The sequence below is a fragment of the Burkholderia sp. Cy-637 genome (genome assembly GCF_011753175.1).
Lineage (GTDB): Bacteria > Pseudomonadota > Gammaproteobacteria > Burkholderiales > Burkholderiaceae > Burkholderia > Burkholderia gladioli.
This window is the reverse complement of the sequence record NZ_VWWC01000008.1, coordinates 21133-46611: the sequence shown is the minus strand read 5'-3', so window position 1 is coordinate 46611 and position 25479 is coordinate 21133. Positions and strand designations below refer to the sequence as shown.

Genomic DNA, 25479 nt, shown 5'->3' with positions numbered 1-25479 from the left:
TGATCTCCGCCGCCGTGTTCAGCCGAGCGCGGCGAAGCCTTCGGCCTCGATCTGCGCGGTGCTGGTCGGGCGCACCACGCGCGCGACTTCCACGCCGTCGCGCAGGAATACCAGGGTGGGCCACAGCTTGACGCGGAACGAGCGGCCGAGCGGGCGGCCGGGGCCGTCCTCGATCTTCAGGTGACGGATCCCGTCATGGGCCGCGAAGGCTTCGCGGATCGACGGCTGCGCGCCGGCGCAGATCCCGCACCAGTTGGTGCCGAATTCGATCACGGTGGCGCCGGTCAGCGCATCGACGGCTTCGCGCGTGGGCGCGTCGGGCGTATAGGCTTGGGGAGAATTCATCGCGGCTCCGGGGGCAGGGCAGGCATCGGGAAGGATCGGGCAGTGTGCCCGATCGATGTCCTACTCTAGCGGAAAAGCGCGGAGCTTGCGGAGCAGCGAAATCGCCTGCCGACGCGCGGCGGCGGGGCTCAGTCGCCCTTGCGCGGCGGGGCGCAGGAAGCCCGCACCATCAACTCGGCCGACCAGCCGATGCTGGCCACCTCCGCCTGCCCGTCGAGCTGGGCCAGGATCAGGCGCGCGGCCTGCTTGCCGATCTCGGCGCTCGGCACGCGCACGGTGGTGATCGGGATCCGCAGCTCGGCACGTCGATGCCGATCGCCATCGCCTCCAGCATCGCGCCCATCGCAAACGAGCCGTTGCCGCCGCCGCTTTGCTTTTTGGTGGGGGTGGATTCGAATAAAGTTATTGGATAAAAACGGAGCCAATGCGCTTGAGTCAATACAGGTAAGGAATAAAGCGGTAAACGAGATTCGAAAATGCGGATTGATGTCAATTCACGCTGATTGACGCCCGCGCCTCCATCCGATTACATACGCCCATCCGCGCCGCGGCCCGCCATCGGCCGCGCGCTCCTTACCGGAAACGCGTATGGCCCGAATCATTGGCGGCATCGCCGCCTCCCACACTCCGACGATCGGTTTCGCCTTCGACAAGAACAAGCGCGACGATCCCGTCTGGGCGCCGATCTTCGAGAACTTCGCGCCGCTCGCGGCCTGGATCGAGGAGAAGCGGCCCGACGTGCTGCTGATGATCTACAACGATCACGCCACCTCGTTCTTCTTCGACCATTACTCGGCGTTCGCGCTCGGCGTCGGCCCGCGATGGGAAGTGGCCGACGAGGGCGGCGGCGCGCGCGCCCTGCCGCCGATCGAGGGGCACCCGGCGCTGGCCGCGCATATCGGCCGCTCGCTGATGGCCGACGAGTTCGACATGTCGTTCTTCCAGAACAAGCCGCTCGACCATGGCTGCTTCTCGCCGCTGTCGATGCTGTGCCCGAACCAGCCGAGCTGGCCGGTGCAGCTGGTGCCGCTGCAGATGGGCGTGCTGCAGTTGCCGATGCCGAGCGCGCGGCGCTTCTACAAGCTCGGGCAGGCGCTGCGCCGCGCCGTCGAGAGCTACCCGGAAGACCTGCGGGTGGCGATCGTGGCGACCGGCGGGCTGTCTCACCAGGTTCACGGCGAGCGCGCCGGCTTCAACAACACCGCCTGGGACCAGCGCTTCCTCGACCTGTTCGAGCACGATCCCGAACAACTGGCGAACATGACGCTGGCCGACTACGCGCGGCTGGGCGGCTACGAAGGCGCCGAGGTGGTGATGTGGCTGACCATGCGCGGCGCGCTTCCGGCCCAGGTGCAGTGCCGCCAGCGCGGCTACTACCTGCCCTCGATGGCCGGCATCGCCACGGCGATCTACGAAGGCGCCGAGGACGAGCCCGATGCGGTGCAGGCCGCGCGCCATCGCGCCCGCATGGCGGCCGAGCTGGACGGCATCGAGCAGTTGGAGGGCACCTATCCGTTCTCGGTCGAGACGGCGGTACGCGCCTGGCGCATCAACGACTTCCTGCACCGCATGATCGAGCCGGCGCATCGCGAGGCCTTCCTGGCCGATCCCGAGCGCAGCTTCGAGGCCGCCGGCCTCAGCGACGAGGAGCGCGACCTGGTCCGGCGACGCGACTGGCGCGGCCTGCTCCATTACGGCGTGATCTTCTTCATGCTGGAGAAGCTCGGCGCGGTAAGCGGCATCTCGAACCTGCATATCTACGCGACCATGCGCGGCGAGACGCTCGACGCGTTCCAGCGCACCCGCAACGCGCCGGGCGCGCTGTACTCGGTGGCCGGCAAGGGCGCCGGCGCGCTGGCCTGGGACCGGCAGGCCGGCGACGCGCAAGCGGACGCGCAGCAGGGCAGGACGAGCCGCGGCGACAACTGAATGCTTGATCGCCGCGGTCCGGCATGACGTCGTGCCGGATCGCGGCGAAACCCGAACCATCCATCAGGATTGCAAATGATCATCGATATCCACGGGCATTACACCACCGCGCCGAAGGCGCTCGAAACCTGGCGCAACCGCCAGGTGGCCGCGTTCAACGAGGGCGGCGCGATGCCGGCCGTCTCGGAGCTGCGGATCAGCGACGACGAGCTGCGCGAGTCGATCGAGACCAACCAGCTCAAGAAGATGCGCGAGCGCGGCATCGACCTGACGATCTTCAGCCCGCGCGCCAGCTTCATGGCGCATCACATCGGCGATCTCGCGGTGTCCAGCACCTGGGCCGCGATCTGCAACGACCTCTGTTATCGCGTCAGCCAGTTGTTCCCCGAGAACTTCGTGCCGGCCGCGATGCTGCCGCAAAGCCCCGGCGTCGACGTCTCGACCTGCGTGGACGAGCTGGTGAAGTGCGTCGAGCAATACGGCAACGTGGCGATCAACCTCAACCCGGATCCCTCGGGCGGCCACTGGACCAGCCCGCCGCTGTCCGATCGCTACTGGTACCCGATCTACGAGAAGATGGTCGAGTACGACATCCCGGCGATGATCCACGTCAGCACCAGTTGCAACGCCTGCTTCCATACCACCGGCGCGCACTACCTGAACGCCGATACTACGGCCTTCATGCAGTGCCTGACCTCGGACCTGTTCCGCGATTTCCCGACGCTGAAGTTCGTGATTCCGCACGGCGGCGGCGCGGTGCCCTATCACTGGGGCCGTTTCCGCGGGCTCGCGCAGGAGCTGAAGAAGCCGCTGCTCGGCGAGCACCTGCTCAACAACGTGTTCTTCGACACCTGCGTCTACCACCAGCCCGGCATCGACCTGCTGACCAACGTGATCCCGGTGGCCAACATCCTGTTCGCCAGCGAGATGATCGGCGCGGTGCGCGGCATCGATCCGGAAACGGGCCATGCCTTCGACGACACCAAGCGCTATATCGAGGCGGCGGCGATCAGCGCCGAGGACCGCTACAACATCTACGAAGGCAATGCGCGGCGCGTCTATGCGCGGCTCGGCGCGGCACTCGAGCAAAAGGGGCTCTGATCATGTACGAACTCGGCGTGGTATATCGCAACATCGAACGCGCGGATGCGAGCGTCGCGGAACGGCTCGGCGAACTCGGCACGGCCACCGTGCACGAGGCCATGGGGCGCGTCGGCCTGTTCAATCCGGTGATGCGGCCGGTCTATCCGCATGCGCGCGCGTCCGGCACCGCCGTGACGGTGCTGCTGCATCCCGGCGACAACTGGATGATGCACGTGGTGGCCGAGCAGATCCGCCCGGGCGACATCGTGATCGCGGCCGTGACGGCCGAATGCACCGACGGTTATTTCGGCGACCTGCTGGCCACCAGCTTCTGCGCGCGCGGCGCCACCGGCCTGGTGATCGATGCCGGCGTGCGCGACGTGGCGACGCTCGAGGAAATGGGCTTCCCGGTCTGGAGCAAGGCGATCTCGGCGAAGGGCACCATCAAGGCCACGCTCGGCTCGGTCAACGTGCCGGTGGTTTGCGCGGGCGCCTATGTGACGCCGGGCGACGTGGTGGTGGCCGATGCCGACGGCGTGGTCTGCGTGCCGCGCGCGATCGCCGCCGAGGTGCTCGACAAGGCGCTGGCGCGCGAGGCCAACGAGGCCGCCAAGCGCGAGAAACTCGCCTCGGGCGTGCTCGGCCTCGACATGTACGCGATGCGCGAACCGCTCGCCAAGGCCGGGCTGCGTTATGTCGACTGAGGATGGGCTGGGCCTGATCTCGTCGATGGCGACGCGGCAGTTGCTGGCGCGGCTGGCCGAGGACTACCGGGCCGCGACGGGGCAGGCCGTGGCGATCGAGTCGGTGGGCGGCGTCGACGCGGCGCGGCGCGTGGCCGACGGCGAAGCCTTCGATCTGGTGGTGCTGGCCGACGCGGCGCTGGCGAAGCTGGCCGCGGGCGGCCATCTCGACGGCGCCGGCCGCGTGGCGATCGCGCGTTCGGACGTGGCGGTGGCGGTGCGCGAGGATGCACCGCATCCGGCCATCGACAGCGGCGCGGCCGTGCGCGAGGCGGTGCTGCGAGCGCGCTCGATCGGCTATTCGACCGGGCCGAGCGGCACGCACCTGGAGGCGTTGTTCGCGCAATGGGGCATCGCCGAGACGATCGCCTCGCGCATCGTGCGCGCCCGGCCGGGCGTGCCGGTGGCCGCGCTGATCGCGGCGGGCGAGGTCGAGCTGGGTTTCCAGCAGCGCAGCGAACTGCTCGACCAGCCCGGCATCGCGATCGTCGGGCCGCTGCCTGACGAGGTGCAGGCCGTGACCGTGTTCGCCGGCGCGATCGGCAGCCTTTGCACGCGGCGCGAGGCCGCCGCGGCCTTCCTGGCCTTCCTCGCCTCGCCCCAAGCCGCGGCCGCCAAGCTCGCCTGCGGGATGTCGCCGGCCTGAGCCGGGCTCGATCTCGCTCTCGCTCTCAGTCGCGCGGCCCGCTCGCGATCGCGCGGATCGTCTCGAACAGGGCCGCGGCCGGCGGCGAGGCCAGCACGCCGGCGCGCCGGATGATGCCGATCGGCCGCGCGGTGCCGGCCAGTTCGATCGGCAGCGCCTTCACCTCGCCGCTGCGCAGCTCGCGCGTCATCTGGCCTTGCGAGACCACCGCCAGCATCGCCGAGCGCGCCAGCAGGCCGCGCACGATCATCGAATCGCCGGTCTCGACGCTGGGCACCGGCTCGGCCTGGCCCGCCGTCGCGAAGGCAGCCGCGAGCAGCGCGCGCGAGGGCGTGTCGCGGCGCGGCAGGATCCATTGGTGGCCGGCCAGCGCGGCCAGCGAGACGCGCCGCTTGGCGGCCAGCGGATGATGGCTGCCGACGATGATCGCCAGCGGCTCGGCGAACAGCTCGTGGACTTCCAGGTCGGTGGCATAACGCGCATCGCGCAGCGCGCCGACGATGAAATCGAGGCTGCCCGCGCGCAGCGCCGCGCAGAGATCGTCGAAGGGGCTCTCGACCGTGCTGACCTGTACGCCCGGTTCGGCCGCCACCAGTTGCGCGATCGCCTCGGGCAGCAGCGAGGAGCGCGACAGCGGCAGCGCGCCCACCGCCACCTCGCCGGCCAGCGTGCCGTGGGCCGCCGCGATGTCGCTGGCGAGCCGCGCCAGGTCGTTCAGCGCGTGGCGCGTGGTCTGCCCCAGCGCGACCGCGCGCGGCGTGGGCGTGAGGCCGCGCGCGGTGCGCAGGAACAGCTTGTCCTGCGCGCATTCCTCCAGCAGCGAGATCGCGGCGCTCACCGCCGGCTGGCTCACGCCCACCTGGTTGGCCACGGTCGGCATGTGGCGCGAGCGCAGCAGCCGGCAGAAGATATCCAGCCGCTTGTTGTTGAGCACGGCGGCCGGCACGGTGCGGTAGAGATCGTCGGCCTGCGCCTCGGCGCTCTTCCTGCGCCCCCATATCGACAGGTCGCGCATCACCGAGCGCACGCGCGGCAGGATCGCCTCGGCCGCGGGCGTGAGCACCACGCCGGCCGGCGTGCGCTGGAACAGTGTCGTGTCGAGGCTGCCTTCGAGTTCATGGATTGCGCGCGTGATCGCCGACTGCACGCGAAACAGCTGGCGCGAGGCGCCGGCCAGGCTGCCGGTGTCGATCACGGCGAGGAAGGTACGGAGGTGGCCGAGGTTGGGGGGCATGGGCCGTGAGAGGATCGGGACGCGTCGTGGCCCGCCGGGCATGACGGGTCGACGACATGCTACACGAGCATGCCGGATCAGCCGAGGCTGGCGATGGCGTCGGCTTCCGCCCGCGAGAAGTTTTCCACCGCATTCGCATTGAGCGGCATCAGATGGGCAATCGTGCCGTTCGGGCCCAGCACGCCCACCTCGTTGGTGGCGGCCGCCGGGGCGGCATCGAATCGCCGGTTGTCGATGTTGGGAACGAGGCCGCGAAGAACGGCACCGGGCAGGCTGTTGCGCAGCTCCGTCACGATATTGGTGCCGTTCGCCCACATGCTGTTCTGGTCGTCGACGGCGGTGAAGTCGAAATACCGGAAGGTGTGGCGGCGATAGATATACCGCCAAGCGTCGCAATGGTAGACGACAGGCCCGCCTGCGCCCACGCCGATCACGTTGCCGGCTGCGTTGTAGTCGACTCGTGGATGATTGGGGGGCGCCTGGCGAAGAAACAGGGGAATCAGTCCCGAGATCCGCAGGAAGCGGGCTCGCGCGTTGAGCGCCGGCAGCGCCAGCAGCAGTTGCCGAACGCGAGGCGGCGTGTTTTGGGCGCGATCGCGAGAGATCAGCGGAACCAGGTCGAGGACGTTCGCGGCACCGAGCGTCGCGACCGCCGCGGTCAGCATGTTGGTGATTGCCGGCATCGCGCCGTGCCCTCGTACCTCGTCCACCAGGGTCGTCAGCGGGACGCAGGGGTCGGCTGCGCCGCCGAACGCCTGTACCAGGGCTTCGACCTGGGCTAGCGGGGTTCCCGGATTGCGCGAGCGGATCGTCTTGACCAGCGCCGTCTGCTCGGCCAGGGTGTTGCGGGCCGCGACGCGGTTGACGAAGGCGGTGATCGCCGCGAGGTTGCCCGTGTTGCGAACCTCCGCGAGCAGGTCCGCGATGTCTGCCGGCGCGGCCGCCGCATGCCGCACGCGGATCGCCTGCAGCAGCGGTGCGAGCCCGGCGTAGTTGCCGGCGTGATACTTGCGGAATGCATCGACGAGCGGCGTCAGGCCCTTTACCGTGACGTCCGCGACATCGCCCAGCATGGTGGTCAGCGCATCGAAGCGATGCCGGGCGGCCAGCGCGAGCGCTTCGATCTCCTCCGCGTTTGCCTGCGCGTCGTGGACGCGCAGCGCTTCCAGGAAATTCGGCAGGTTGGCACGTTGGGCGGCAGGCGCGGGGCCGGCGATGCTTGCCCAGTCGGCGCCGCTCAGATCGTGGTGGCCAGCCGCATAAGCCTGCGTCAGCGCGTCGATCTCGGCCCAGTCCCAGTCGGGCATCGTGCATATGGCGTTGGCCGACGTGGCGTCATCGTCGGCTACGCATCGGGCCACGCTGAGCCACTGGTCGGCCGTCAGGTCGTTGACGTTGTCGTCCTTGAAGGCCAGCGCGAGGGCCCGGATCTCCGCACCTGTCCAGCGTGGCAGGCGACAGAATTCGGTCGCCTCGTCGACCTGGTCCACGCCCTGGAGCCGCGCGACCGCTGCCCAGTCCTGTGCGTCGAGGTCGTTGCGGTCATCGAGGAAGTTCTGGACCAATTGCTCCGTAGCGGCATGGTGCCAACGCAATTGGCAGAATGCGATCACGTCGGCGGCAGGGCGAGCGGCCAGCAGTACGGCGATCCGCACCCATTGCCCGGCGTCGAGCAGGATGTTTTTCCGTTTCTTGAATGCGGTGGCCAGCGCGACCACGTCGTCCCGAGGCCGATCAGCGAGCCCGCAGAACGCGATGGTTGCCGCCACGGCGTTGGCCGGCAGCGCTCGCGCCACCGCTCGCCAGCGATCGACGTCCTGATCGCCCGGGGCCTCGTCGAATGCGCTTTCCAGGGCTTGCCGATTCAACTCGTTCCAGCCGTGCAGGCCGATGAAGCGAGCGGCTTGCCGCGGCGCCTCCTCGCGTTCCTCCGGTCGTGCGTTTTCCCGGCCCAGGAAGCGTCTGACGAGGTAGATGGCGGTGCCGACGAGGGCGGTCGTGCCAATCACTGTTCCGATCGTCAGCGGATCGACGTAGCGCTGGACTACGGCGGGGCCGGCAGGGGCCGGAAACCGGCGCATGACCGGCTGCTCGAGCGGGATTTCGCTGTCGCCGTGAATGCCGATTCGATGCGCCGCGGCCCGCCGCCCCATCGTGTCGGCCTCGCGCTCGAGCGCCGAGTCGTCGTTCAGCGAGGTCGCGTCCTTCAGTTGCGTGGTGGCCGCGACTCGCCCCTGCTTCTGCTGCACCACGTGCCAGGCCTCGTGCGGCAGATGTCGTGCCTGGCCTGGCGCGAGGTGGATCTCGGCGCCCCGCGCGTAGGCCAGCGCGCCGAGCCGCGCCGGCTCGGGCGAATCGTAGTGGACGCCGACATCGTCCATGGCGAGACCCGACAGGCGCTCGATGCCGTGCCTGAGCGGCGCGGGCAGGGCATGGCCGCCGGCGGGTCGTGGCGGTGCGGCCGAGGCGAGGGAGGTTCGTGAGATCGATTCCGCTGGCATCGTGGCGGGCGACATCGCGGCGGCTCCGCGCGGCGGCGCGATCCCGCCGCCGTAATGGTATGGCTCCATCGCCGTGGACGCGTGGTCGGATGCGTCGGAAATCGGCGCGGAATCGCTGCCGGCGAGTGCCGTGACCGGGAGGGCCGTGCCGAGGGTTCGACGCGGCGCATGGGCGGGCGACGTCGGGGCGCCGCGTTTCGGAGCGAAGCTCATCGCTCAGTCCCGGGTGAGATGAAGCGCGCCGTCGCGCCCCGGGAAATCGGCAAATGCCGCATAGCGGGCACTTGCATCCGGAGCGCAGGCAGATAGCGTGCCGTCTTCCGGCAAGCGAGAAGAACGTGGGGCGGAACGCGACGAAACGGAACGGCACCGGCGGTCGGGGCGCATGCGATTCTCGGCTTCGATCTGGCAGCGTGGGTGTGATGGATTGCTTTGTATACCGAATCGTCCAGGCCGGCAACGCTTACCTGCCTATGGAGCTGCGTCGCGCTACGAATCGGTCGTCGTCATGCCGCGCTCGGCGTCGTCGTCCGCCGGCGGCGTGCCGCAAGCCTCCCTCAAGGCCCCGCCATGCCACAGCCACAGCGCGAGCGAGCCCAGCGACACGGCGCCCAGCACCACGAACGCGCTGGCATAACCGAAGTGCTGCGCGAGCACCCCGCCCAGCACGGGGCTCAGCGCCGCGCCCACGCCCTGCGCGGTGGCCACCGCCCCCTGCCCGACATTGACGCGCCCGGTGCCTTGCAGCAGCCGCACGATCAGCGCCGGCACCGCGACGCTCTGCAGGCCGGCGCCGATGCCGTCGAGGATCTGCACCGGCCAGACGCCGGCGCCGTTCATCAGCAGCGCGGCGATCGCGCCGCGCACCGGCAACGCGAGATAGGAGACCAGCAATACCCACCAGTAGCCGTGCGAGCGGATCAGGCGCGGCGCGAGCCAGGCCGCGCCGACCATCACCAACTGGGCGATCACGATGGTCTGCGCGGTGAATGCGCTTGGGTTGCCTTGGTGCGCGGCCACCACGCCCATGCCGTAGAGCGGCAGCATGGCGGCATTGCCGAGGTGGAACAGCGCCAGCGAACCGCCCAGCAGGGCCAGCGGGCGGTTGTGGAGCAGCACGCGCAGGCCGCTCGCATGAGGCGGCGCCGGGTCCGGTGCCGTCGTCGAGGCCGGCTCGCGCCGAGCCGCGTCCTGCCGTGGCGCCTGCTCCGCCTCCAGCCCGCGTGCGCTCGCGTAATCGATCGCCCGCGCCGGAATCGCCAGCACGCAGCCGATCGCAAGCACGGCGAAACCGGCCGACAACGCGAACACGGCGCCGAAACCGAAACGCCAGCCGAGCCACCCGGCCAGCGCCGCGCCGACCACGTTGCCGGCATGGTTGGCCATCTGGTTGCGCCCGAACTGCAGGTCGAAGCCGCGCGAGCGAACCACCCCCAGCGTGATGCCGGCGAGGGTCGGCGCCAGCACGGCGCCGCTCACGGCGGCCAGCACCTGCGAGGCGGCCACTGCCGCCCAGCCCCGCGCCGGCAGCAGCGCGAGCGAGGCGAGGGTGGTGAGCAAGGTGGCGGCCACCACCAGCGCGCGCTTGGCGCGCACGCTGTCGACCAGCGCGCCGGCGAACGGCGTGGCGGCCATCGCGGCGAGCCCCGCCAGGGTCATCACCGAGCCGATCGCGTCGGCGCCCCAGCCGCGCGCCAGCAGGAACACGCCGATGAACGGCCCGATGCCGGCCTGGACGTCGGCCATGAAGAAATTGAGGGCTTCGAGCGCGCGTGTCGGTTTCATGACGGATCGGTGAAGGACATGTCGGGCTGGGTTCATGGCGGAAACGGGCCTTAGTGTATCGGCCTCGTATTTCGCTACGCGGGTTCGCCCGATTCCGCTGCCGCCGCTTCCCTGCCGGCTTCGCGCCGGTAGGCGCTGGGCGCCACGCCGGTCACGCGCTTGAACGCGCTGCTGAAGGCACTTTCCGAGGCATAACCGAGCCGCTCGGCGAGCACCGCCACGCTCGCCTGCTCGTCGGCCAGCGCGCGCTTGGCCAGGCGCATGCGCCATTGCGTGAGCCAGGCCAGCGGCGGGATGCCGGCCACCTCGCGAAAGTGAACCGCGAACGCGGTGCGCGACATGGCGGCGGCCGCGGCCAGCTCCTCGAGGCGCCAGGCCCGCGCCGGCTTGCCGTGCATCAGCCGCAGCGCCGGCGCCAGCCGCGCGTCGCCGATCGCGCGCAGCCAGCCGGGCGAGAGCTCGGTGTCGCGCGCCAGGTGGGCGCGCAGGATCTCGATGAACATCATCTGCGAGAGATGGGTGCAGGCCAGGCTGCTGCCCAGCGCGCCGGCCTCCAGCTCGCGCACCAGGCGCGCCAGCAGCCACTGCAGCACGGCCGCCTGCTCGGAGCGGCCGTCGATGTGGATCAGCGGCGGCAGCACCTCCAGCAGCAGCGAGCCGTTGACGGGATCGAGCCGCACGTGGCCGCCGATCTGCCGGCAGTCGAGCCCGTCGCCGATGGTGGCCGAGCGCGTCGCGGCGCTGCCGGGGAACAGTTGCAGCGCGTCCACCGGCGGCGCGGCGGGCTCGCTCGCGAGCACGAAGCCATGCTGGCCCGAGAGCAGGAAGATGTCGCCGGATTCGACGCGCAGCGGCTCGGCCCAGCCGTCGATCAGCAGCCAGCAGCCGCCCTTCACCAGCGCGAAGAACTTGATCTTGTCCGGCTTCGGGAAGCGGATCGCCCAGCGGCCGCCGGCCGAGAAACCGCCCGCCACCACCGGGTTCGCGCTGACCAGGCGCAGCATGTCCGACAGCAGATCCTCGGTGATTCCTGAACGCATGCGATGGTTTCCTGAACTTTCGGCCATTCATCGTACAGGATTTGCCGCCTACACTGGGCCCACCTGTCCTTCATGAGGTTTTGCCATGTCGAACCAGCAACAGCCCATCGGCTCCGGATTCGGAGCCGCTTCCACGGCCGACGAGGTGATCGCCGGCATCGACCTGTCGGGCGCCACCGCGGTGGTGACCGGCGGTTATTCGGGGCTCGGCCTCGAGACCGTGCGCGTGCTGCGCGAGGCCGGCGCCCGGGTGATCGTGCCGGCGCGCGACGTCGAACGCGCGCGCTCGGCGCTGGCCGGCATCGACGCGCAGGTGCGCGCGATGGACCTGCTCGATCCCGCTTCGATCGCGGCCTTCGCCGCCTCGGTGGCGGCCGACACGCCCGCGCTGCGGATCCTCGTCAACAGCGCCGGCATCATGGCCGTGCCTGAGTTGCGGCGCGACGCGCGCGGCTACGAGATCCAGTTCGCCACCAACCATCTCGGTCATTTCCAGCTGACCACCGCGCTGTTGCCGCTGCTGCGCGCTGCGGGCGGCGCGCGCGTGGTTTCGGTGTCCTCGCTCGGCCATCGCTACGCCGATGTCTCGCTCGACGATCCGAACTTCGAGCGGCGCGACTATCACCCGTTCTCGGCCTATGGACAGTCGAAGACGGCCAATATCCTGTTCGCGGTCGAGCTCGACCGGCGCGAGCGCGAGCATGGCGTGCGCGCCTTCTCGCTGCATCCGGGCAGCATCGTCGAGACGGGGCTGGGAAAGCACGTCACGCGCGAGCAACTGATCGAGGCCGGCGTGCTCGATGCACAGGGGCAGCCGATCCGCGATCCGTCGCGACAGTTGAAGACGGTCGGGCAGGGCGCGGCCACCCAGGTCTGGTGCGCGACCAGCCCGAAGCTCGACGGCCTGGGTGGGCTCTATTGCGAGAACGTCGATGTCGCGCCGCTGCGCGACGAGTCACCGCGCGAGATCGAGATGGCCGACGCGATGCGGATCCGGGGCGTCTCGCCTTACGCGGTCGACCCGGTGCATGCAAGGGCGCTGTGGACGCTCAGCGAGCAGTTGCTGGCGCGCTGAAACAGGGAAGAGAGGTGAGGAGTCGGGGCGGCATGTCGATGATCATGATCATCGAGGCCGAGCCACCCGGGCTATGGCAAGCCGCGTCGCCGCAACCCGGCGGCGCCGCTTGCCTTTGAAGCGCGCTCAGCTCGATCGCGCGCCGGCGGCCGCGGCCGAATCGCCCGCGCCGGCGCGGCTTCGCGCGGCCGCCATGGCCGGCTTGCCGCCCAGCTCGTTGAGCGGCGTGCGATAGGTCTCGCGCGCGGTCCAGGCCGCCAGCGCGGCCAGCGCCGTGATCACCAGCGTGGTGGTGCCGATCAGCATGGGGATGTTCTGCGTGCCCGGCGGCGCGATCGCGGCGAACAGCGAGGGCAGCAGCGCGGTCAGAGCCATGCCGATGTTCTGGCCGATCGACATCGCCGAGACGCGCGTGCGGGTCGGGAACAGCTCCGGCATGAAGCTCGGGAACACGGCATTGAAGCCCTGGTAGATCACGCCCCACATCAGCACCGAGGTGACGATCGCCAGCGGCGCGTTGTGCGCGCTGATCGCGTAGAGATAGACATAGGACAGCAGCCCCGCGCCGAGCGAGCCGACCACCACCGGAATGCGCCGGCCGATCCGGTCCGACAGCCTGCCGACATAGGGAATCACGATCACGGCGACGATGTTGCCGATCAACGGGATCGCGAGATAGATGTCGGGCGCGAAGCCGATGCCGTAGGCAGGCTGCACCGCGTAGGCCGCGCCGAAGATGGTGGCGACCATCGCGATCACGGCCGCGGTGGCCATCACCGCGATGCGGATCATGTCGCGCCAGCTTTCGCGGAACGCCACCGCGATCGGCGAGGCCGGGATGCCGCCTTGGTTGTCCTCGTTGACGAAGGCGGGCGACTCCGACACGTTGCGGCGGATCACGAAACCGGCCGCCAGCACCAGCGCGCTGAGCAGGAAGGGAATGCGCCAGCCCCAGGCGACGAAGGTGTCGTGCGACATCCAATAAGCCAGCGGCATGAAGATCGCGGCCGCGAAGATCTGGCCCGCCTGGGTGCCCTGCAGCGCGAAGCTCGCGTAATAACCGCGTTTGCCGAACGGCGCCTGCTCCAGGATCATCGAGCTCGCGCCCGAGATCTCGCCGGCCACCGCGAAACCCTGCACCAGGCGCAGCAGCACCAGCAGGATCGGCGCGGCGATGCCGATCTGCCCGTAGGTGGGCAGCAGGCCCACCGCGAAGGTCGAGGCGCCCATCAGGAACATGCAGAGCAGCAGCAGGTGCTTGCGGCCGTGCGTGTCGCCGCGCCGGCCCAGCAGGAAGCCGCCGATCGGACGCGCCACGTAGCCCACGCCGTAGGTGGCCAGCGAGGCGACGATCGCCAGCTTGGGGTTGCCGTGCGGGAAGAACAACTGCGGGAACACCATCGCCGCGGCCTGCGCGTAGATGAAGAAGTCGTAGTATTCCAGCGCCGAGCCGATCCAGCCGCTCGCCGTGGCGCGCCGGGTTTGCCCGGCGCTGGGTGTGGATGTGATGTGTCGGTCGTTCATCGATCCGGTCTCCTGATTAATATTGGAATGTCATCCTGGTGGATGAAAGCGTCCCGGCTCGCCTTGGGCGGCCGGGTTCGCAGCCTGTGCCGCTCAGACCTCCAGCGGCGTGACGTTCATGAACGCGCCCAGGTTGCCGAACTGCGCCAGCGCCATCTCGGCTCCGGTCTGGATCGGGCAGCCGGCGCGGCGCGCCAGTTCGAGAAAGGGCGTGACCTCAGGCGCGGTGACCACGTCGGCCACCAGCGTGGCGGGGCGCAGCGTGGCGAGCGTGATCGCTTCCAGCGGCAGCGGCGCGTAGCCTTCCATGCCGGCCGGCGAGGCGTTCGCCACCAGCTCGAACGGCGCCAGCGTATCGAAGTGCGGCTCGATCTCGGTGCGGGGATGATGCCGGGCCAGCAGCTCGCGCAGGCGGCGCGCGCGCGGCGCGTCGATGTCGACCACCGTCACCGACGCCGCGCCCTGCTCGCAGAGCGCCCAGGCGATCGCGCTGCCCACCCCGCCCGCGCCGATCACCAGCGCCCGCGCGCCGGCCGGCTCGAAGCCGTGGCCGCGCGCGGCGTTGAGGAAGCCGTCGCCGTCGACGTTGTCGCCCACCAGCCTGCCGTCCGCCTCGCGACGGATCACGTTGACACAGGCCAGCGCCTCGGCGCGCAGGCTCAGCGCGTCCAGGCGCGGCGCCACCTGCTGCTTGTAGGGCACCGTGACCACGCAGCCGCGCAGGTTGCGCCAGGCGCGCATCGCGTCGATGAAGTGATCGAGCGAGCCGCCGTCGAGGTCGATCGGGATCATCGAGGCATCCTTGCCGTGCCGCTCGAACCAGCGGTTGAAGTTCTGCGGCGATTTCACCTGGGCGATGGGGGAGCCGACGATGGCCACCAGTTCGGTCGTACCGCGAATCATTGAGGCGCACCGGAATCCATGAGGAACATGGCGCTTATGGTGCGACCGGCGCCCTGGCGGCAGCAACGGCGAAGAATCGAAAATATTGCGATAAGCGAATCGGCATTGCGATAATCGCATTGTCGTAGCGACTTCATGCCTGGCCGGAATAATCCTCTGATGAAACAACCCCTCATCCATGAGCGCGACCTGATCGCGGGATTGCAGAAAGGGCTCGCCCTGATCCTGCTGTTCAACGACCAGACACCGCGGCTGACGGTGCCCGAGGCGGCCGCCCGCGCCGGCCTGAGCACCAGCGCGGCGCGGCGCTTCCTGCTGACCCTGGTGCATGACGGCTACGCGGAAACCGATGGCCGCTACTACTGGCTGACCGCCAAGAACCTGCGGATCGGCCAGGCCTATGTGGAATCGGCGCGGCTGCCGCGCATGATGCGGCCGATCGTCGAGAAGGTGGCGGCGGAGACGCGCGAGCATGTATCGGTGGCCGTGCGCGACGGCGACGAAGTGGTGCATATCGTGCGCAGCCGCGTGATGAACGTGTCCTCGCTGTCGATGCGGCAGGGTTGGCGGCTGCCGATGTACTGCACCGGCAGCGGCCGACTGTGGCTGGCCTCGCTGAGCGACGAGGAGGTGGATGCCTACCTGGCGCGCGTCGAGCGGCAGGCGTTGACGCCCTACACGCGCACCGGTATCGCCGAGATCAAGGCCGTGATCGCGGCGATCCGCGAGCAGGGTTACGCGGAGCTGGACCAGGAATACGAGGTCGGCATGCGCATCCTCGGCGTGCCGCTGACGGACCGCCATGGACAGATGCGCGCGAGCCTGACCATCACCACGCAGGTGTCCTCGCTGTCGCTCGCGGAGATCCGCGAGCGTTACCTGCGATTCCTCTATGAAGGGCAGGCGCTGCTGCGGCCGATCATGGATACCTGAAGCGGGGGGCGGCCGGGCTTACTTCCGCTCGAACACCTCATTGAGCTTCCCGCCCGCCGGAATCCCCGCGAAACCATCGAAGCGTCCCTCCACCAGCGCCTGCGTGGCGGCCATGAAGCCGCCCCAGGCCGCGCGCGCCAGCGCCCCGCCGACGCTCACGCGCCGCACGCCGAGCGCGGCCAGGTCGGCCAGCGTGAATTCGAGCGGCGTGCCGACCAGCACGTTGACGGGTTTGGGCGCCACCGCCATCACCACCGCCTCGATCTGCCCGCGCGTGCGAATGCCGGGCGCGTAGAGGCAATCGGCGCCGGCCGCCGAATAGGCGCGCAGCCGCGCGATCGCGTCGTCCAGGTCGGGCGGGCCGGCGAAGAAGTTCTCGGCGCGCGCCACCAGCAGCGTATCTCCGCCCCTGGCATCGATCGCGCGCCGCGCGGCGGCCACGCGCTCCACCGCCACCTCGATCGGAAACAGCGAGCCGCTCGCGTCGCCCGTCGAATCCTCGATCGACAGGCCCGCCACGCCGGTCTCCACCGCCAGCCCGACGCTTTGCGCGACCTCCTCGAGCGTAGCGCCGAAGCCGTTCTCGAAGTCGGCATTCACCGGCAAGTCGGTGGCCTGCACGATCGCGCGCAGGTGGGCGAGCACGGCCTCGCGCGACAGCGTGTTGTCGGCATGCGCTTGCGACCAGGCGAAGCCGGAGCTGGTGGTGGCCAGCGCCTGGAAGCCGGCGGCCTGCAGGTAGCGCGCGGTGCCGGCGTCCCAGGGATTGGGCAGCAGGAAACAGCCGTTTTCGTGGAGTTGGCGGAACGCGGCGCGTTTTTCGGCGATGGTGCGGGGCATGGCTCGCTGTCCTTTGCGGCGCGGGGCCGCGTGGTGGGCCGCGCACGCAAGGCGGCGCGCGCGGCGGCTCGGGCATCGGAATTGCGTCCTGGCGCGTCGCGCGGATCAGCGCTCGCGGAGGCGGCCGGCACGACGCGCCTCGATTGTCGCTGCAACCCTCATACGATTACAATCGTCGACACTCCCGAGCCGCATGCAGAACGTAGCGCCATCGCGTCGGCCTGTGAAGCACCCGCGGCAAGCCATGTTGCATGCCGCGCCGGCCGACGATCCTTCCCACCCTATCCGAGAGGAACAGGTACCCCGATGAGATCGTCTCCCCTGCATCCGCCGCGCCTGGCAGCCTGCGCGCTGTTCGCGGCAGGCCTGCTGGCCGCCTCGCTCGCGCCGGCCGCCACGCTGAGCCAGGCGCCTTACGGCACCACCAAGGACGGCAAGCCCGTCACCGAGTACACGCTGAAGAACGCGCGCGGCACCACCGTCAAGCTGATCAACTACGGCGGCGTGATCACCGCGATCGAGGTACCGGACCGGCATGGCAAGTCCGCCAATATCGTGCTCGGCTTCGCCTCGCTGAAGGATTACGAGGTCTATAACGGCAACATCCATTTCGGCGCCCTGATCGGCCGCTACGCGAACCGCATCGCCGGCGGCCAGTTCCAGCTCGACGGCCAGACCTACAAGCTGCCGATCAACAACGCGCCCAACACGCTGCACGGCGGGCCCGACAGTTTCGATTCGAAGGTCTGGAGCGCGAAGCCGCTCGACGGCGGCAAGGATGGCGCGGGCGTCGAGCTGAGCTACGTGAGCCCCGACGGCGAGAACGGCTTTCCCGGCACGCTCACGGTTCACGTCACCTACCGGCTCACCGACGACAACGCGCTGCATATCGTCTACGAGGCGAGCACCGACAAGGACACGGTGGTCAACCTGACCAACCACACCTACTTCAACCTGGCCGGCGAGGGCAGCGGCAGCGTGGAGGACCAGGAGATCCGCATCGCGGCCTCGCGCTACACGCCGACCGATCGGACCTCGATCCCCACCGGCGAACTGGCCTCGGTGGAAGGCACGCCGCTGGACCTGCGCAAGCCCACGCCGATCGGCAAGTACCTGCGTTCCGATTTCGAGCAGATGGTGTATGCGCGCGGCTACGACCACAACTGGGTGCTCGACGCGGGCGGCCCGAGCACGCCGGCCTTTGCCGCCAGCGTGCGCGATCCGCGCAGCGGCCGCGTGCTGAGCGTGGATACCACGCAGCCGGGGCTGCAGTTCTACTCGGCGAATTCGCTGGACGGCAGCGCGGTGGGCGCCTCGGGCCATGCCTACCGGCAGACCGATGCGTTCGCGCTCGAGGCCGAGCATTTCCCCGATTCGCCGAATCATCCGGCGTTCCCGACCACGGAGCTGAAGCCGGGGCAGACGCTGCACGAGGAAACCGTGCTGCGTTTCTCGGTGGCGGGGCGCAAGCGATAGGGCGATAGCGGTATCGCCACGGCGTCGCGTGTCCATCGGCACGCGACGCCGTTTTCGTTTACGCGGCCAGCCGCACTTCGTGGCGCGCCACGGCGGTCGCCTCGTCGGCCAGCGCCAGCTTCACCGAGGCACGCGCCTCGATGCGCTCGAGATAGGCACGCAGGTGATGGAGGTGGTCCAGGTTCACGCCCGAACGCTCGTGCCACATGGTTGCCCAGACATAGGCATCGGCCACCGTGAAGCGATCGCCGGTGAGATAGGCGCGACCGTCGGCGAGCCGTGCGTCGAGCGTGCCGTAGGCGCTCAGCAGCTTGCCGGTATGGAAGGCGATGCCTTCGGGCGTCATCAGCTTGCGCATCAGCGGGATGTGCTTCTGCGCGATCTCGGTGGCGATGAAGGTCAGCAACTGGTCCATCTTCACGCGCTCCATGGTGCCGTGGCGCGGAATCAGGCCCGCTTCCGGATGCTGGTCGGCCAGGTAGGAGGCGATCACGATGGTTTCGGTCAGGCGCTCGCCTTCGGTCTCGAGCACGGGCACGTAGAGCAGGGCATTGACGTCGGCGAAGCTACCGTCTTCCGACAGGGTCTTGCCGAGCACGTCGAAGTGCACCAGTTCGGGCGACAGGCCCAGTTCGTTGGCGACGGCCTGGACGGCCAGGGAACAGGTGGCTTTCGCGATATAGAGCTTCATGGTTTCCGCCTTGCAGATGAGGTTGGGTGATGCGGCCTTGCCGGCTCGCGGCCGGCGTCTTGCCGGTGGAATGCAGTATCGCGAGAGTCGATGCGGCGATAAACGACGCGGGATGCGCCGCTCTGTAGCGCGAAGGGAGACAATCGGCGCGCATCGCGGGCGGGGCGCGCGATTGTCGCCGGCATGGCGACGCTGTGCGCACCGTCGCGGCGTTGATCCGCGTGGGGCCGCCACGCAGAATGGCGCAGCCTGCGCTATTGCCGCATCGCGCTGGTGGTGATGCTGCCGCTGGGCTTCATCGGCGCCGAAGGCGCTCGACGAGTTGGGCAAGGGGCTGCTGATGATCGGCCCGTCGGCGCGGGTCGACGACGGGGACGAGAGCGGGGCGGCGCGCGCCAAGCCGGTCCGCGCCACGCGCGGATCGCCGATTGACTACAATGCCGGGCAGGTTGCGATGCCGGGGCCGCGCCACAGGAGCGCGGCCTTCGGCGTTTCGAACGCATCGCCGAGCCGAGGCCGCAGGATGAACGAACGCATGGATGCCCCGCTGAATGAAATCGCCGTGTTCGTGGCCGTCGCGCAGACGGGCAGCTTCACGCGCGCGGCCGAACAGATCGGCAGCAGCAAGTCGAATGTCGGCAAGGCCGTGCAGCGCCTGGAGGCGCGGCTCGGCACGCGGCTGTTCCAGCGCACCACGCGCGCGGTGCGACTGACCGAGGACGGCGAAACCTACCTGGTGGCCGCCCAGGACGCGCTCGACGGCCTGCGCGAGGCCGAGCAGCAACTCGCCTCGCGGCGCTCCGAACCGGCCGGGCGCGTGCGCATCGACCTGCCTGCCGGCTTTGGCCGCTTGCTGCTGCCGAGCTTCAACGCGCTGCGCGCCCGCTATCCGAAGATCACGCTGGAACTGGCGCTGACGGACCGCATGTCGGATCCGATCGGCGAGGGCTGGGACGTGGTGGTGCGCATCGGCGTGCTGCCCGACGACAGCGAGCTGACCGTGCGCAAGCTATGCGACCTGCGGCTCGGGCTCTATGCCTCGCCCGACTATCTCGCGCGACGCGGCGCCGTCGAGGACATCGCCGCGCTGGCCGGCCACGATTCGATCGTGTTTCGCGGCCCTTCCGGGCGGTTGCGCGGCTGGTCGCTGCGCGAGGGCAACGCGTCGCGCGAGTACGCGGCCCAGCCGGTGCTGGTGGTCAGCGACGGGCAGGCGCTGGTGGAGGCTGCCTTGTCGGGCTTTGGCATCGCGCAGATCCACGATCGCGTCGCCAGCGGCCACGTGAAGGCAGGCCGCCTCGTGCACGTGCTGCCGCAATGCGACGTCGACGGCCCGCCGGTGCACGCGATCATCTCGCTGGGCCAGAAGATGGCGGCGAAGACGCGCGCCGTGGTCAACCACCTCGCCGACGTGCTGCGCGAGGACGCCGTCTGAGCGAACGCGAGGCGCGCGAGGATGCGAGCCGGGCCGCCTCGTCGGGCACGACGCAGGCGGCCTTCCTGCATGGACGGAATCGATCGGCATGACGAAACGTCGAGCCATGTCGAATCCTCGCGCCTAACACGTTCGCTTGGATCCGGTTGTTCGCCAAAGCCGAATTGAGATTTCGTGGCGGGCCGCTGTTCAGGCCACGCGCGAGCCGGTACTGTATCGCCAACCCTCATCATCTCCTCCCGATGTCACCCAGGGGGCCAGGGATGCCGGCCACGTCGTGGCGGTATCCCGACTTTTTTTCGCCTCGACCGGGCAGGGCCCGCGTCGTTCGCGATATCACCCGGGGCTTATTGCCCGCCCGTCTCGATGCCTGCCGATGCACCGCCTTCAATACCCGGATGAAAATCGCGAGAAGCGATCAGGTCTGCAAAACATCGTGCGTCGTCGATGAAAAAAGGCCTGCCCACGAATCGGGCAGGCCTTCGACGAGGCGGATGCGCTTCGCTTATCGAGTCATCGCATCGTGTCGGCCCCGGCGTGCGCCGTGTTGCTCGCGATCCGGGCGGTCGAGGCGGGCTCGCCCCAGCCGCCGCCGAGCGCGCGTATCAGGCTGACCGTCGCCGCCGCCTGCACGCCGCGCAACTGCACGGCGGCGCGACGCGATTGCAATACCGAACGCTGCGCATCGAGCACCTCGAGATAACCGACCATGCCCTCGGCGTACTGGCGCCGGGCGAGATCGGCCGCGCGTTGCGAGGCGGCCACCGCGTCGTCCTGCTCGCGCGTCTGGTTGGCGAGTACGCGCAGGTCGGACAAGCCGTCCTCGACCTCGCGGAACGCCGTCAGCACCTGCTGCCGGTATTGCGCGGCGGCCTCGTCGTAGGCGGCGTGCGAACGGTCGAGTTCGGCGCGGCGCCGGCCGCCGTCGAACAGCGGCACGTTCAGCGCGGTGCCGGCCAGCGGCCCGAGCAGGAAGGCACGGCTGCTCCAGCGGAACAAGTCGGCGAGCGTGGCGGCCTCGAAGCCGCCGGCCGCGCTCAGCGACAGCGAAGGGAAGAAGGCTGCGCGCGCCACGCCGATACGCGCGTTGGCGGCAGCCATCGCGCGCTCGGCCGCGGCGATGTCGGGGCGCCGCTCGAGCAGCGAGGAGGGCAGGCCCGGCGGGATCCGCAGCTCGATTGGCTGGATCGGCGCGGCCGCGAACGAGAACGCGGCCGGCGCTTCGCCCAGCAGCACCGCGAGCGCATGCTCGGAAGCCGCGCGCTGGCGCGCCACCGTCATCGCCTCGGCCTTCGCGCTCGACAGCTCGGCGCGTGCCCGCGACAGGTCGAGCTCGGCGATGTCGCCGGCCTGGTAGCGATGCGTGATCAGGTCGAGCGCATGCTCGCGCAGCGTCACGGCCTGCGCATACACCTCGCCTTCGGCATCGAGCTCGCGCAGCGCGAAATAATGCTGCGCGACGTCGGCCTGCAGGGCCAGCAGCATCGACCGATAGAGCGCCGCGCCGCGCTGGGCATCGGCGCGGCTCGCCTCGACGTTCGAGGCGACGCGGCCGAACAGGTCGGCCTCGTAGGAGGCGCCGGCCTGCGCGCGCCACAGCGTCTGCTGCGGAATCCGCGCGCCGTCGGGCTGGAACTGCGAGGCCGCCGAGACCTGCTCGCGAGTCGGCCCGAAGCCTGCGTCGAGCGTCGGGAACAGGCTGGCGCGGGCTTGCCGGCTCGCGGCCCGCGCCTCGGCCAGCCGCGCCGCGGCGGCCTGCAGGTTCGGATTCGCGGCGATCGCGCGGGTCTCCAGCGAGTCGAGCGCGGGATCGCCGAACACCGTCCACCAGGCGCCGCGATCGAGCGTCTCGGACGGTTGCGCCGGCTTCCAGCTACCGAGCGGGGAAGCGGCCTCGGCGGCCGGCGCCGTCTCCTTCCAGGTGGCCGTGTTCGGCGCGGCCGGGGCGTGGTAGTCGGGTGCCAGCGAACAGCCCGCCAGCACCAGCAGGACGCCGAGCAGGGCGGGGATGCCGAGCCGGCGAGGGATCGAGACAGGGTTCATGATTCGCTCCTCATTCGTGCTCGGCGGTATCGCGCGCGACGACCGGAATTGCCGCGTCGCGCCGATCCGCGTCCTGGCCCGCGGCCGGGGCCGGCGCGTGGCGGTTCTTCAAGGGACGGCCACCCGACAACTTGCGCAGCAGCACGTAGAACACCGGCGTCAGCACGAGCCCGAAGAAGGTCACGCCGAGCATGCCGAAGAACACGGCGATGCCCATCGCGCGACGCATTTCCGAGCCGGCGCCGGTCGAGATCACCAGCGGCACCACGCCCATCACGAAGGCGATCGAGGTCATCAGGATCGGGCGCAGGCGCAGCCGGCAGGCCTCGATCGCGGCATGCACGATCGAGCGTCCCTTCATCTCCAGCTCGCGTGCGAATTCCACGATCAGGATCGCGTTCTTCGCCGACAGCCCCACCAGCACCATCAGGCCGATCTGCGTGAAGATGTTGTTGTCGCCGCGCGTGAGCCAGACGCCCGCCAGCGCCGAGAGGATGCTCATCGGCACGATCAGCAGGATCGCCAGCGGCAGCGTCAGGCTCTCATACATCGCGGCCAGCACCAGGAACACCAGCAGCACGCTGATCGGGAACACCCAGAAGGCCGTGTCGCCGGTCAGGATCTGCTGGTAGGTCAGGTCGGTCCACTCGAACTTGATGCCGCGCGGCAGCGTCTGCGCCGCGATCCGCTCGACCGCCGCCATCGCCTGTCCCGAGGAATAACCGGGCGCCGGGCCGCCGTTGATGTCGGCGGCGAGGAAGCCGTTGTAGCGGATCACCGTCTCCGGCCCGTAGGTCGGCGTGACCGTGATCAGCGAGGACAGCGGCACCATCTCGCCGCGCGCGTTACGCGTCTTCAGTTGCAGGATGCTGTCGGCATCGGTGCGGAACGGCGCGTCGGCCTGGGCGCGCACCTGGTAGACGCGGCCGAAGCGGTTGAAGTCGTTCACGTAGAGCGAGCCGAGGTAGATCTGCATGGTGTCGAACACGTCGGTGACCGATACGCCGAGCTGCTTGGCTTTCTCGCGATCCAGCTCGACGTTGAGCTGCGGCACGTTGATCTGGTAGCTCGAGAAGGCCGGCCCGAGTTCGGGCGCCTTGGCGGCCGCGGCGAGGAAGGCGCCCACCGCCTGGTTCAGCGCCTCGTAGCCGAGCGCGCCGCGATCCTCGATCTGCAGCTTGAAGCCACCGATGGTGCCGAGCCCCTGCACCGGCGGCGGCGGGAAGGTGGCGATGGTGGCGCCCTTGATGCCGGCGTATTCGCGGTTCAGGTTTGCGACGATCGCGTCGGCCGTCTCGTGGCCGTTGCGCTCCTTCGACGGGCGCATCACCGGGAACACCAGGCCGCTGCTCGACGAGTTCATCAGGCCCGTCACGTTGAGGCCCGGGAATTCCGGCGTATGGACCACGCCGGGCTGGGCGCGCGCGATGCGGCCCATCTGCGCCACCACCTCGGCGGTGCGATCGAGCGAGGCGCCGGGCGGCAGTTGCAGGATGCTGACCAGGTAGTCCTTGTCCTGGGCCGGCACGAAGCCGCCCGGCACCAGCTTGCCGAGCAGCACGGTGGCGCCCAGCAGCACGCCGTAGACCAGCGTCATCGCGAACTTGCGCTGGATGATGCCGCCGATGCCGTTGCCATAGGCGTTCGAGCCGCGTCCGAACAAACGGTTGAAGGCGCCGAAGAACGGCCCGAGCACGCGGTCCATCAGCCGGGTGAGCGGGTCCCTGGGCGCGTGGTGATCCTTCAGCAGCAGGGCCGAGAGGGCCGGCGAGAGCGTCAGCGAGTTGAACGCCGAGATCACCGTGGAGATCGCGATGGTCATCGCGAACTGCTTGTAGAACTGGCCGGTGAGGCCCGACATGAAGGCCAGCGGCACGAACACGGCCACCAGGGTCAGCGCGATCGCGACGATCGGCCCGCTCACCTCGCGCATCGCCGCGTAGGAGGCGTCCAGCGGCGAGAGGCCGGCGGCGATGTTGCGCTCCACGTTTTCCACCACCACGATCGCGTCGTCCACCACGATGCCGATCGCCAGCACCATGCCGAACAGCGAGAGCGCATTGATCGTGAAGCCGAAGGCCAGCATCAGCGAGAAGGTGCCGACGATCGACACCGGCACCGCCAGCAGCGGGATCAGCGAGGCCCGCCAGGTCTGCAGGAACAGGATCACCACGATCACCACCAGCAGGATCGCCTCGAACAGCGTGTGGACCACCGCGTCGATGCTCTCGCGCACGAACTGGGTCGGGTCGTAGACGATCTCGGCCTTCACGCCCTCGGGCATGTCCTTCTGCAGCTCGGCGACGATCCTGCGCACGTCGGTGGAGATCTGCAGCGAGTTCGCGTTGGGCTGCTGGAAGATGATCAGCTGCACGCCGGGCTTGCCGTCCAGGCTGGCGCGCAAGGCGTACTCGGATGCGCCCAGCTCGACGCGCGCCACGTCGCGCAGGTGCGTGAGCGCGCCGTCGGGCGAGCTGCGCACGATGATGTTGCCGAATTCCTCCTCGGTCTTCAGGCGGCCTTGCGCGTTGACGCTCAACTGCAGCGGCACGCGCGTGGTCATCGGCGCGCCGCCGACGATGCCGGCGGCCACCTGCACGTTCTGCTCGCGGATCGCGTTGACCACGTCGGTGGCGGTCAGGTTCTGCCGTGCGACCTTGGTGGGGTCCAGCCAGATCCGCATCGAGTAGTCGCCGGCGCCCCACATCGCCACCTCGCCGACGCCGGCCACCTGGGCGAGCCGGTCCTTGACGTTGATCAGCGCGTAATTGCGCAGGTAGGTGAGGTCGTAGCGGCCGTTGGGCGACACCAGGTTCACGCCCATGGTCAGCGTCGGCGAGCTCTTGACGGTGGTCACGCCGAGCCGCTGCACGTCCTCGGGCAGGCGCGGCAGCGCCTGCGAGACGCGGTTCTGCACCAGTTGCTGCGCCTTGTCGGGATCGGTGCCGAGCTTGAAGGTGACGGTGGTCGTCATGTTGCCGTCGCTGTTGGCCTGCGACTGCATGTAGAGCATGTTCTCGACGCCGTTGATCTGCTCCTCGAGCGGCGCGGCCACCGTCTCGGCGATCACCTTCGGGTTCGCGCCGGGATACTGCGCGCGCACCACCACCGAGGGCGGCACCACTTCCGGGTATTCGGCGGTCGGCAGCTTGCCCAGCGCGATCGCGCCGGCCAGGAACACCAGCATCGACAGCACGCCGGCGAAGATCGGCCGGTCGATGAAGAATTTCGAAATGTTCATGATCGTGCTCCT

20 protein-coding genes are annotated in these 25479 nt (G+C 69.4%); 8 read left to right on the top strand and 12 right to left on the bottom strand.

Going from position 1 to position 25479, the window contains the following annotated elements:
• Positions 1-18: 18 nt before the first annotated feature.
• On the bottom strand, positions 19-345 hold the full coding sequence (locus F3J10_RS04305) for a thioredoxin family protein (RefSeq protein WP_013688977.1): 327 nt from the start codon (positions 343-345) through the stop codon (positions 19-21).
• 128 nt (positions 346-473) lie between these two features.
• Complete coding sequence (locus F3J10_RS36605) at positions 474-620, bottom strand: hypothetical protein (protein ID WP_345791188.1); 147 nt, start codon at positions 618-620, stop codon at positions 474-476.
• 313 nt (positions 621-933) lie between these two features.
• Here F3J10_RS36605 and F3J10_RS04295 point away from each other — a divergent pair, with 313 nt between their 5' ends.
• The 4 genes from F3J10_RS04295 to F3J10_RS04280 all read left to right on the top strand — a co-directional run bounded on the left by F3J10_RS04295 (position 934) and on the right by F3J10_RS04280 (position 4746).
• The gene (locus tag F3J10_RS04295) at positions 934-2274 is read left to right on the top strand and encodes a gallate dioxygenase (RefSeq protein WP_167241210.1); all 1341 of its coding nucleotides are present in this window, start codon (positions 934-936) and stop codon (positions 2272-2274) included.
• Positions 2275-2349: 75 nt separating this feature from the next.
• Positions 2350-3375, top strand: a complete 1026-nt coding sequence (locus F3J10_RS04290) for an amidohydrolase family protein (protein ID WP_167241207.1) — start codon at positions 2350-2352, stop codon at positions 3373-3375.
• A 2-nt stretch (positions 3376-3377) separates the two neighbouring features.
• Complete coding sequence (gene ligK / locus F3J10_RS04285; protein WP_025097427.1) at positions 3378-4061, top strand: 4-carboxy-4-hydroxy-2-oxoadipate aldolase/oxaloacetate decarboxylase; 684 nt, start codon at positions 3378-3380, stop codon at positions 4059-4061.
• Positions 4051-4746, top strand: coding sequence for a substrate-binding domain-containing protein (locus F3J10_RS04280; protein WP_167241205.1), 696 nt, complete (start codon positions 4051-4053; stop codon positions 4744-4746). Before ligK ends, F3J10_RS04280 begins: the two co-directional genes overlap by 11 nt.
• A gap of 25 nt (positions 4747-4771) precedes the next feature.
• Here F3J10_RS04280 and F3J10_RS04275 read toward each other — a convergent pair whose 3' ends face one another.
• The 4 genes from F3J10_RS04275 to F3J10_RS04260 all read right to left on the bottom strand — a co-directional run bounded on the left by F3J10_RS04275 (position 4772) and on the right by F3J10_RS04260 (position 11306).
• Positions 4772-5980 carry a LysR family transcriptional regulator gene (locus F3J10_RS04275; protein WP_167241203.1) on the bottom strand — a complete coding sequence of 403 codons (1209 nt, stop codon included), beginning with the start codon at positions 5978-5980 and terminating at the stop codon, positions 4772-4774.
• A 77-nt stretch (positions 5981-6057) separates the two neighbouring features.
• Positions 6058-8694 carry a DUF4157 domain-containing protein gene (locus F3J10_RS04270; protein ID WP_240155360.1) on the bottom strand — a complete coding sequence of 879 codons (2637 nt, stop codon included), beginning with the start codon at positions 8692-8694 and terminating at the stop codon, positions 6058-6060.
• A 276-nt stretch (positions 8695-8970) separates the two neighbouring features.
• Complete coding sequence (locus tag F3J10_RS04265; RefSeq protein WP_167241201.1) at positions 8971-10266, bottom strand: MFS transporter; 1296 nt, start codon at positions 10264-10266, stop codon at positions 8971-8973.
• A gap of 74 nt (positions 10267-10340) precedes the next feature.
• Positions 10341-11306, bottom strand: coding sequence for an AraC family transcriptional regulator (locus F3J10_RS04260; protein ID WP_167241199.1), 966 nt, complete (start codon positions 11304-11306; stop codon positions 10341-10343).
• Positions 11307-11391: 85 nt separating this feature from the next.
• Between F3J10_RS04260 and F3J10_RS04255 the strand changes: the two genes are divergently transcribed.
• Positions 11392-12381, top strand: a complete 990-nt coding sequence (locus F3J10_RS04255; protein ID WP_167241197.1) for an SDR family NAD(P)-dependent oxidoreductase — start codon at positions 11392-11394, stop codon at positions 12379-12381.
• 126 nt (positions 12382-12507) lie between these two features.
• On the opposite strand, the gene F3J10_RS04250 is transcribed toward F3J10_RS04255, so the two are convergent.
• A complete protein-coding gene (locus F3J10_RS04250; RefSeq protein ID WP_060005859.1) occupies positions 12508-13905 on the bottom strand; it encodes an MFS transporter in 1398 nt (465 codons plus the stop codon).
• A gap of 93 nt (positions 13906-13998) precedes the next feature.
• The gene (locus tag F3J10_RS04245; RefSeq protein WP_167241195.1) at positions 13999-14808 is read right to left on the bottom strand and encodes a shikimate dehydrogenase; all 810 of its coding nucleotides are present in this window, start codon (positions 14806-14808) and stop codon (positions 13999-14001) included.
• Positions 14809-14967: 159 nt separating this feature from the next.
• Between F3J10_RS04245 and F3J10_RS04240 the strand changes: the two genes are divergently transcribed.
• Positions 14968-15741 (top strand): IclR family transcriptional regulator C-terminal domain-containing protein, encoded by a 774-nt coding sequence (locus F3J10_RS04240; protein ID WP_025097450.1) that lies wholly within the window; start codon positions 14968-14970, stop codon positions 15739-15741.
• A gap of 18 nt (positions 15742-15759) precedes the next feature.
• Here the strand turns inward: F3J10_RS04240 and F3J10_RS04235 are convergent, their stop codons facing one another.
• Positions 15760-16581 carry an isocitrate lyase/phosphoenolpyruvate mutase family protein gene (locus F3J10_RS04235; RefSeq protein ID WP_167241193.1) on the bottom strand — a complete coding sequence of 274 codons (822 nt, stop codon included), beginning with the start codon at positions 16579-16581 and terminating at the stop codon, positions 15760-15762.
• Between the two features lie 306 nt (positions 16582-16887).
• Here F3J10_RS04235 and F3J10_RS04230 point away from each other — a divergent pair, with 306 nt between their 5' ends.
• Positions 16888-18057: an aldose epimerase family protein gene (locus F3J10_RS04230; RefSeq protein ID WP_167241191.1), complete on the top strand. Its 1170-nt coding sequence runs from the start codon at positions 16888-16890 to the stop codon at positions 18055-18057.
• Positions 18058-18115: 58 nt separating this feature from the next.
• On the opposite strand, the gene F3J10_RS04225 is transcribed toward F3J10_RS04230, so the two are convergent.
• A complete protein-coding gene (locus tag F3J10_RS04225; RefSeq protein WP_060005864.1) occupies positions 18116-18748 on the bottom strand; it encodes a glutathione S-transferase C-terminal domain-containing protein in 633 nt (210 codons plus the stop codon).
• A gap of 523 nt (positions 18749-19271) precedes the next feature.
• Here F3J10_RS04225 and F3J10_RS04220 point away from each other — a divergent pair.
• Positions 19272-20183: a LysR family transcriptional regulator gene (locus F3J10_RS04220; RefSeq protein WP_167241189.1), complete on the top strand. Its 912-nt coding sequence runs from the start codon at positions 19272-19274 to the stop codon at positions 20181-20183.
• A gap of 513 nt (positions 20184-20696) precedes the next feature.
• Here the strand turns inward: F3J10_RS04220 and F3J10_RS04215 are convergent.
• A complete protein-coding gene (locus F3J10_RS04215) occupies positions 20697-22226 on the bottom strand; it encodes an efflux transporter outer membrane subunit (protein WP_167241187.1) in 1530 nt (509 codons plus the stop codon).
• A gap of 10 nt (positions 22227-22236) precedes the next feature.
• Positions 22237-25467, bottom strand: a complete 3231-nt coding sequence (locus F3J10_RS04210) for a multidrug efflux RND transporter permease subunit (protein WP_167241185.1) — start codon at positions 25465-25467, stop codon at positions 22237-22239.
• Positions 25468-25479: the final 12 nt, after the last annotated feature.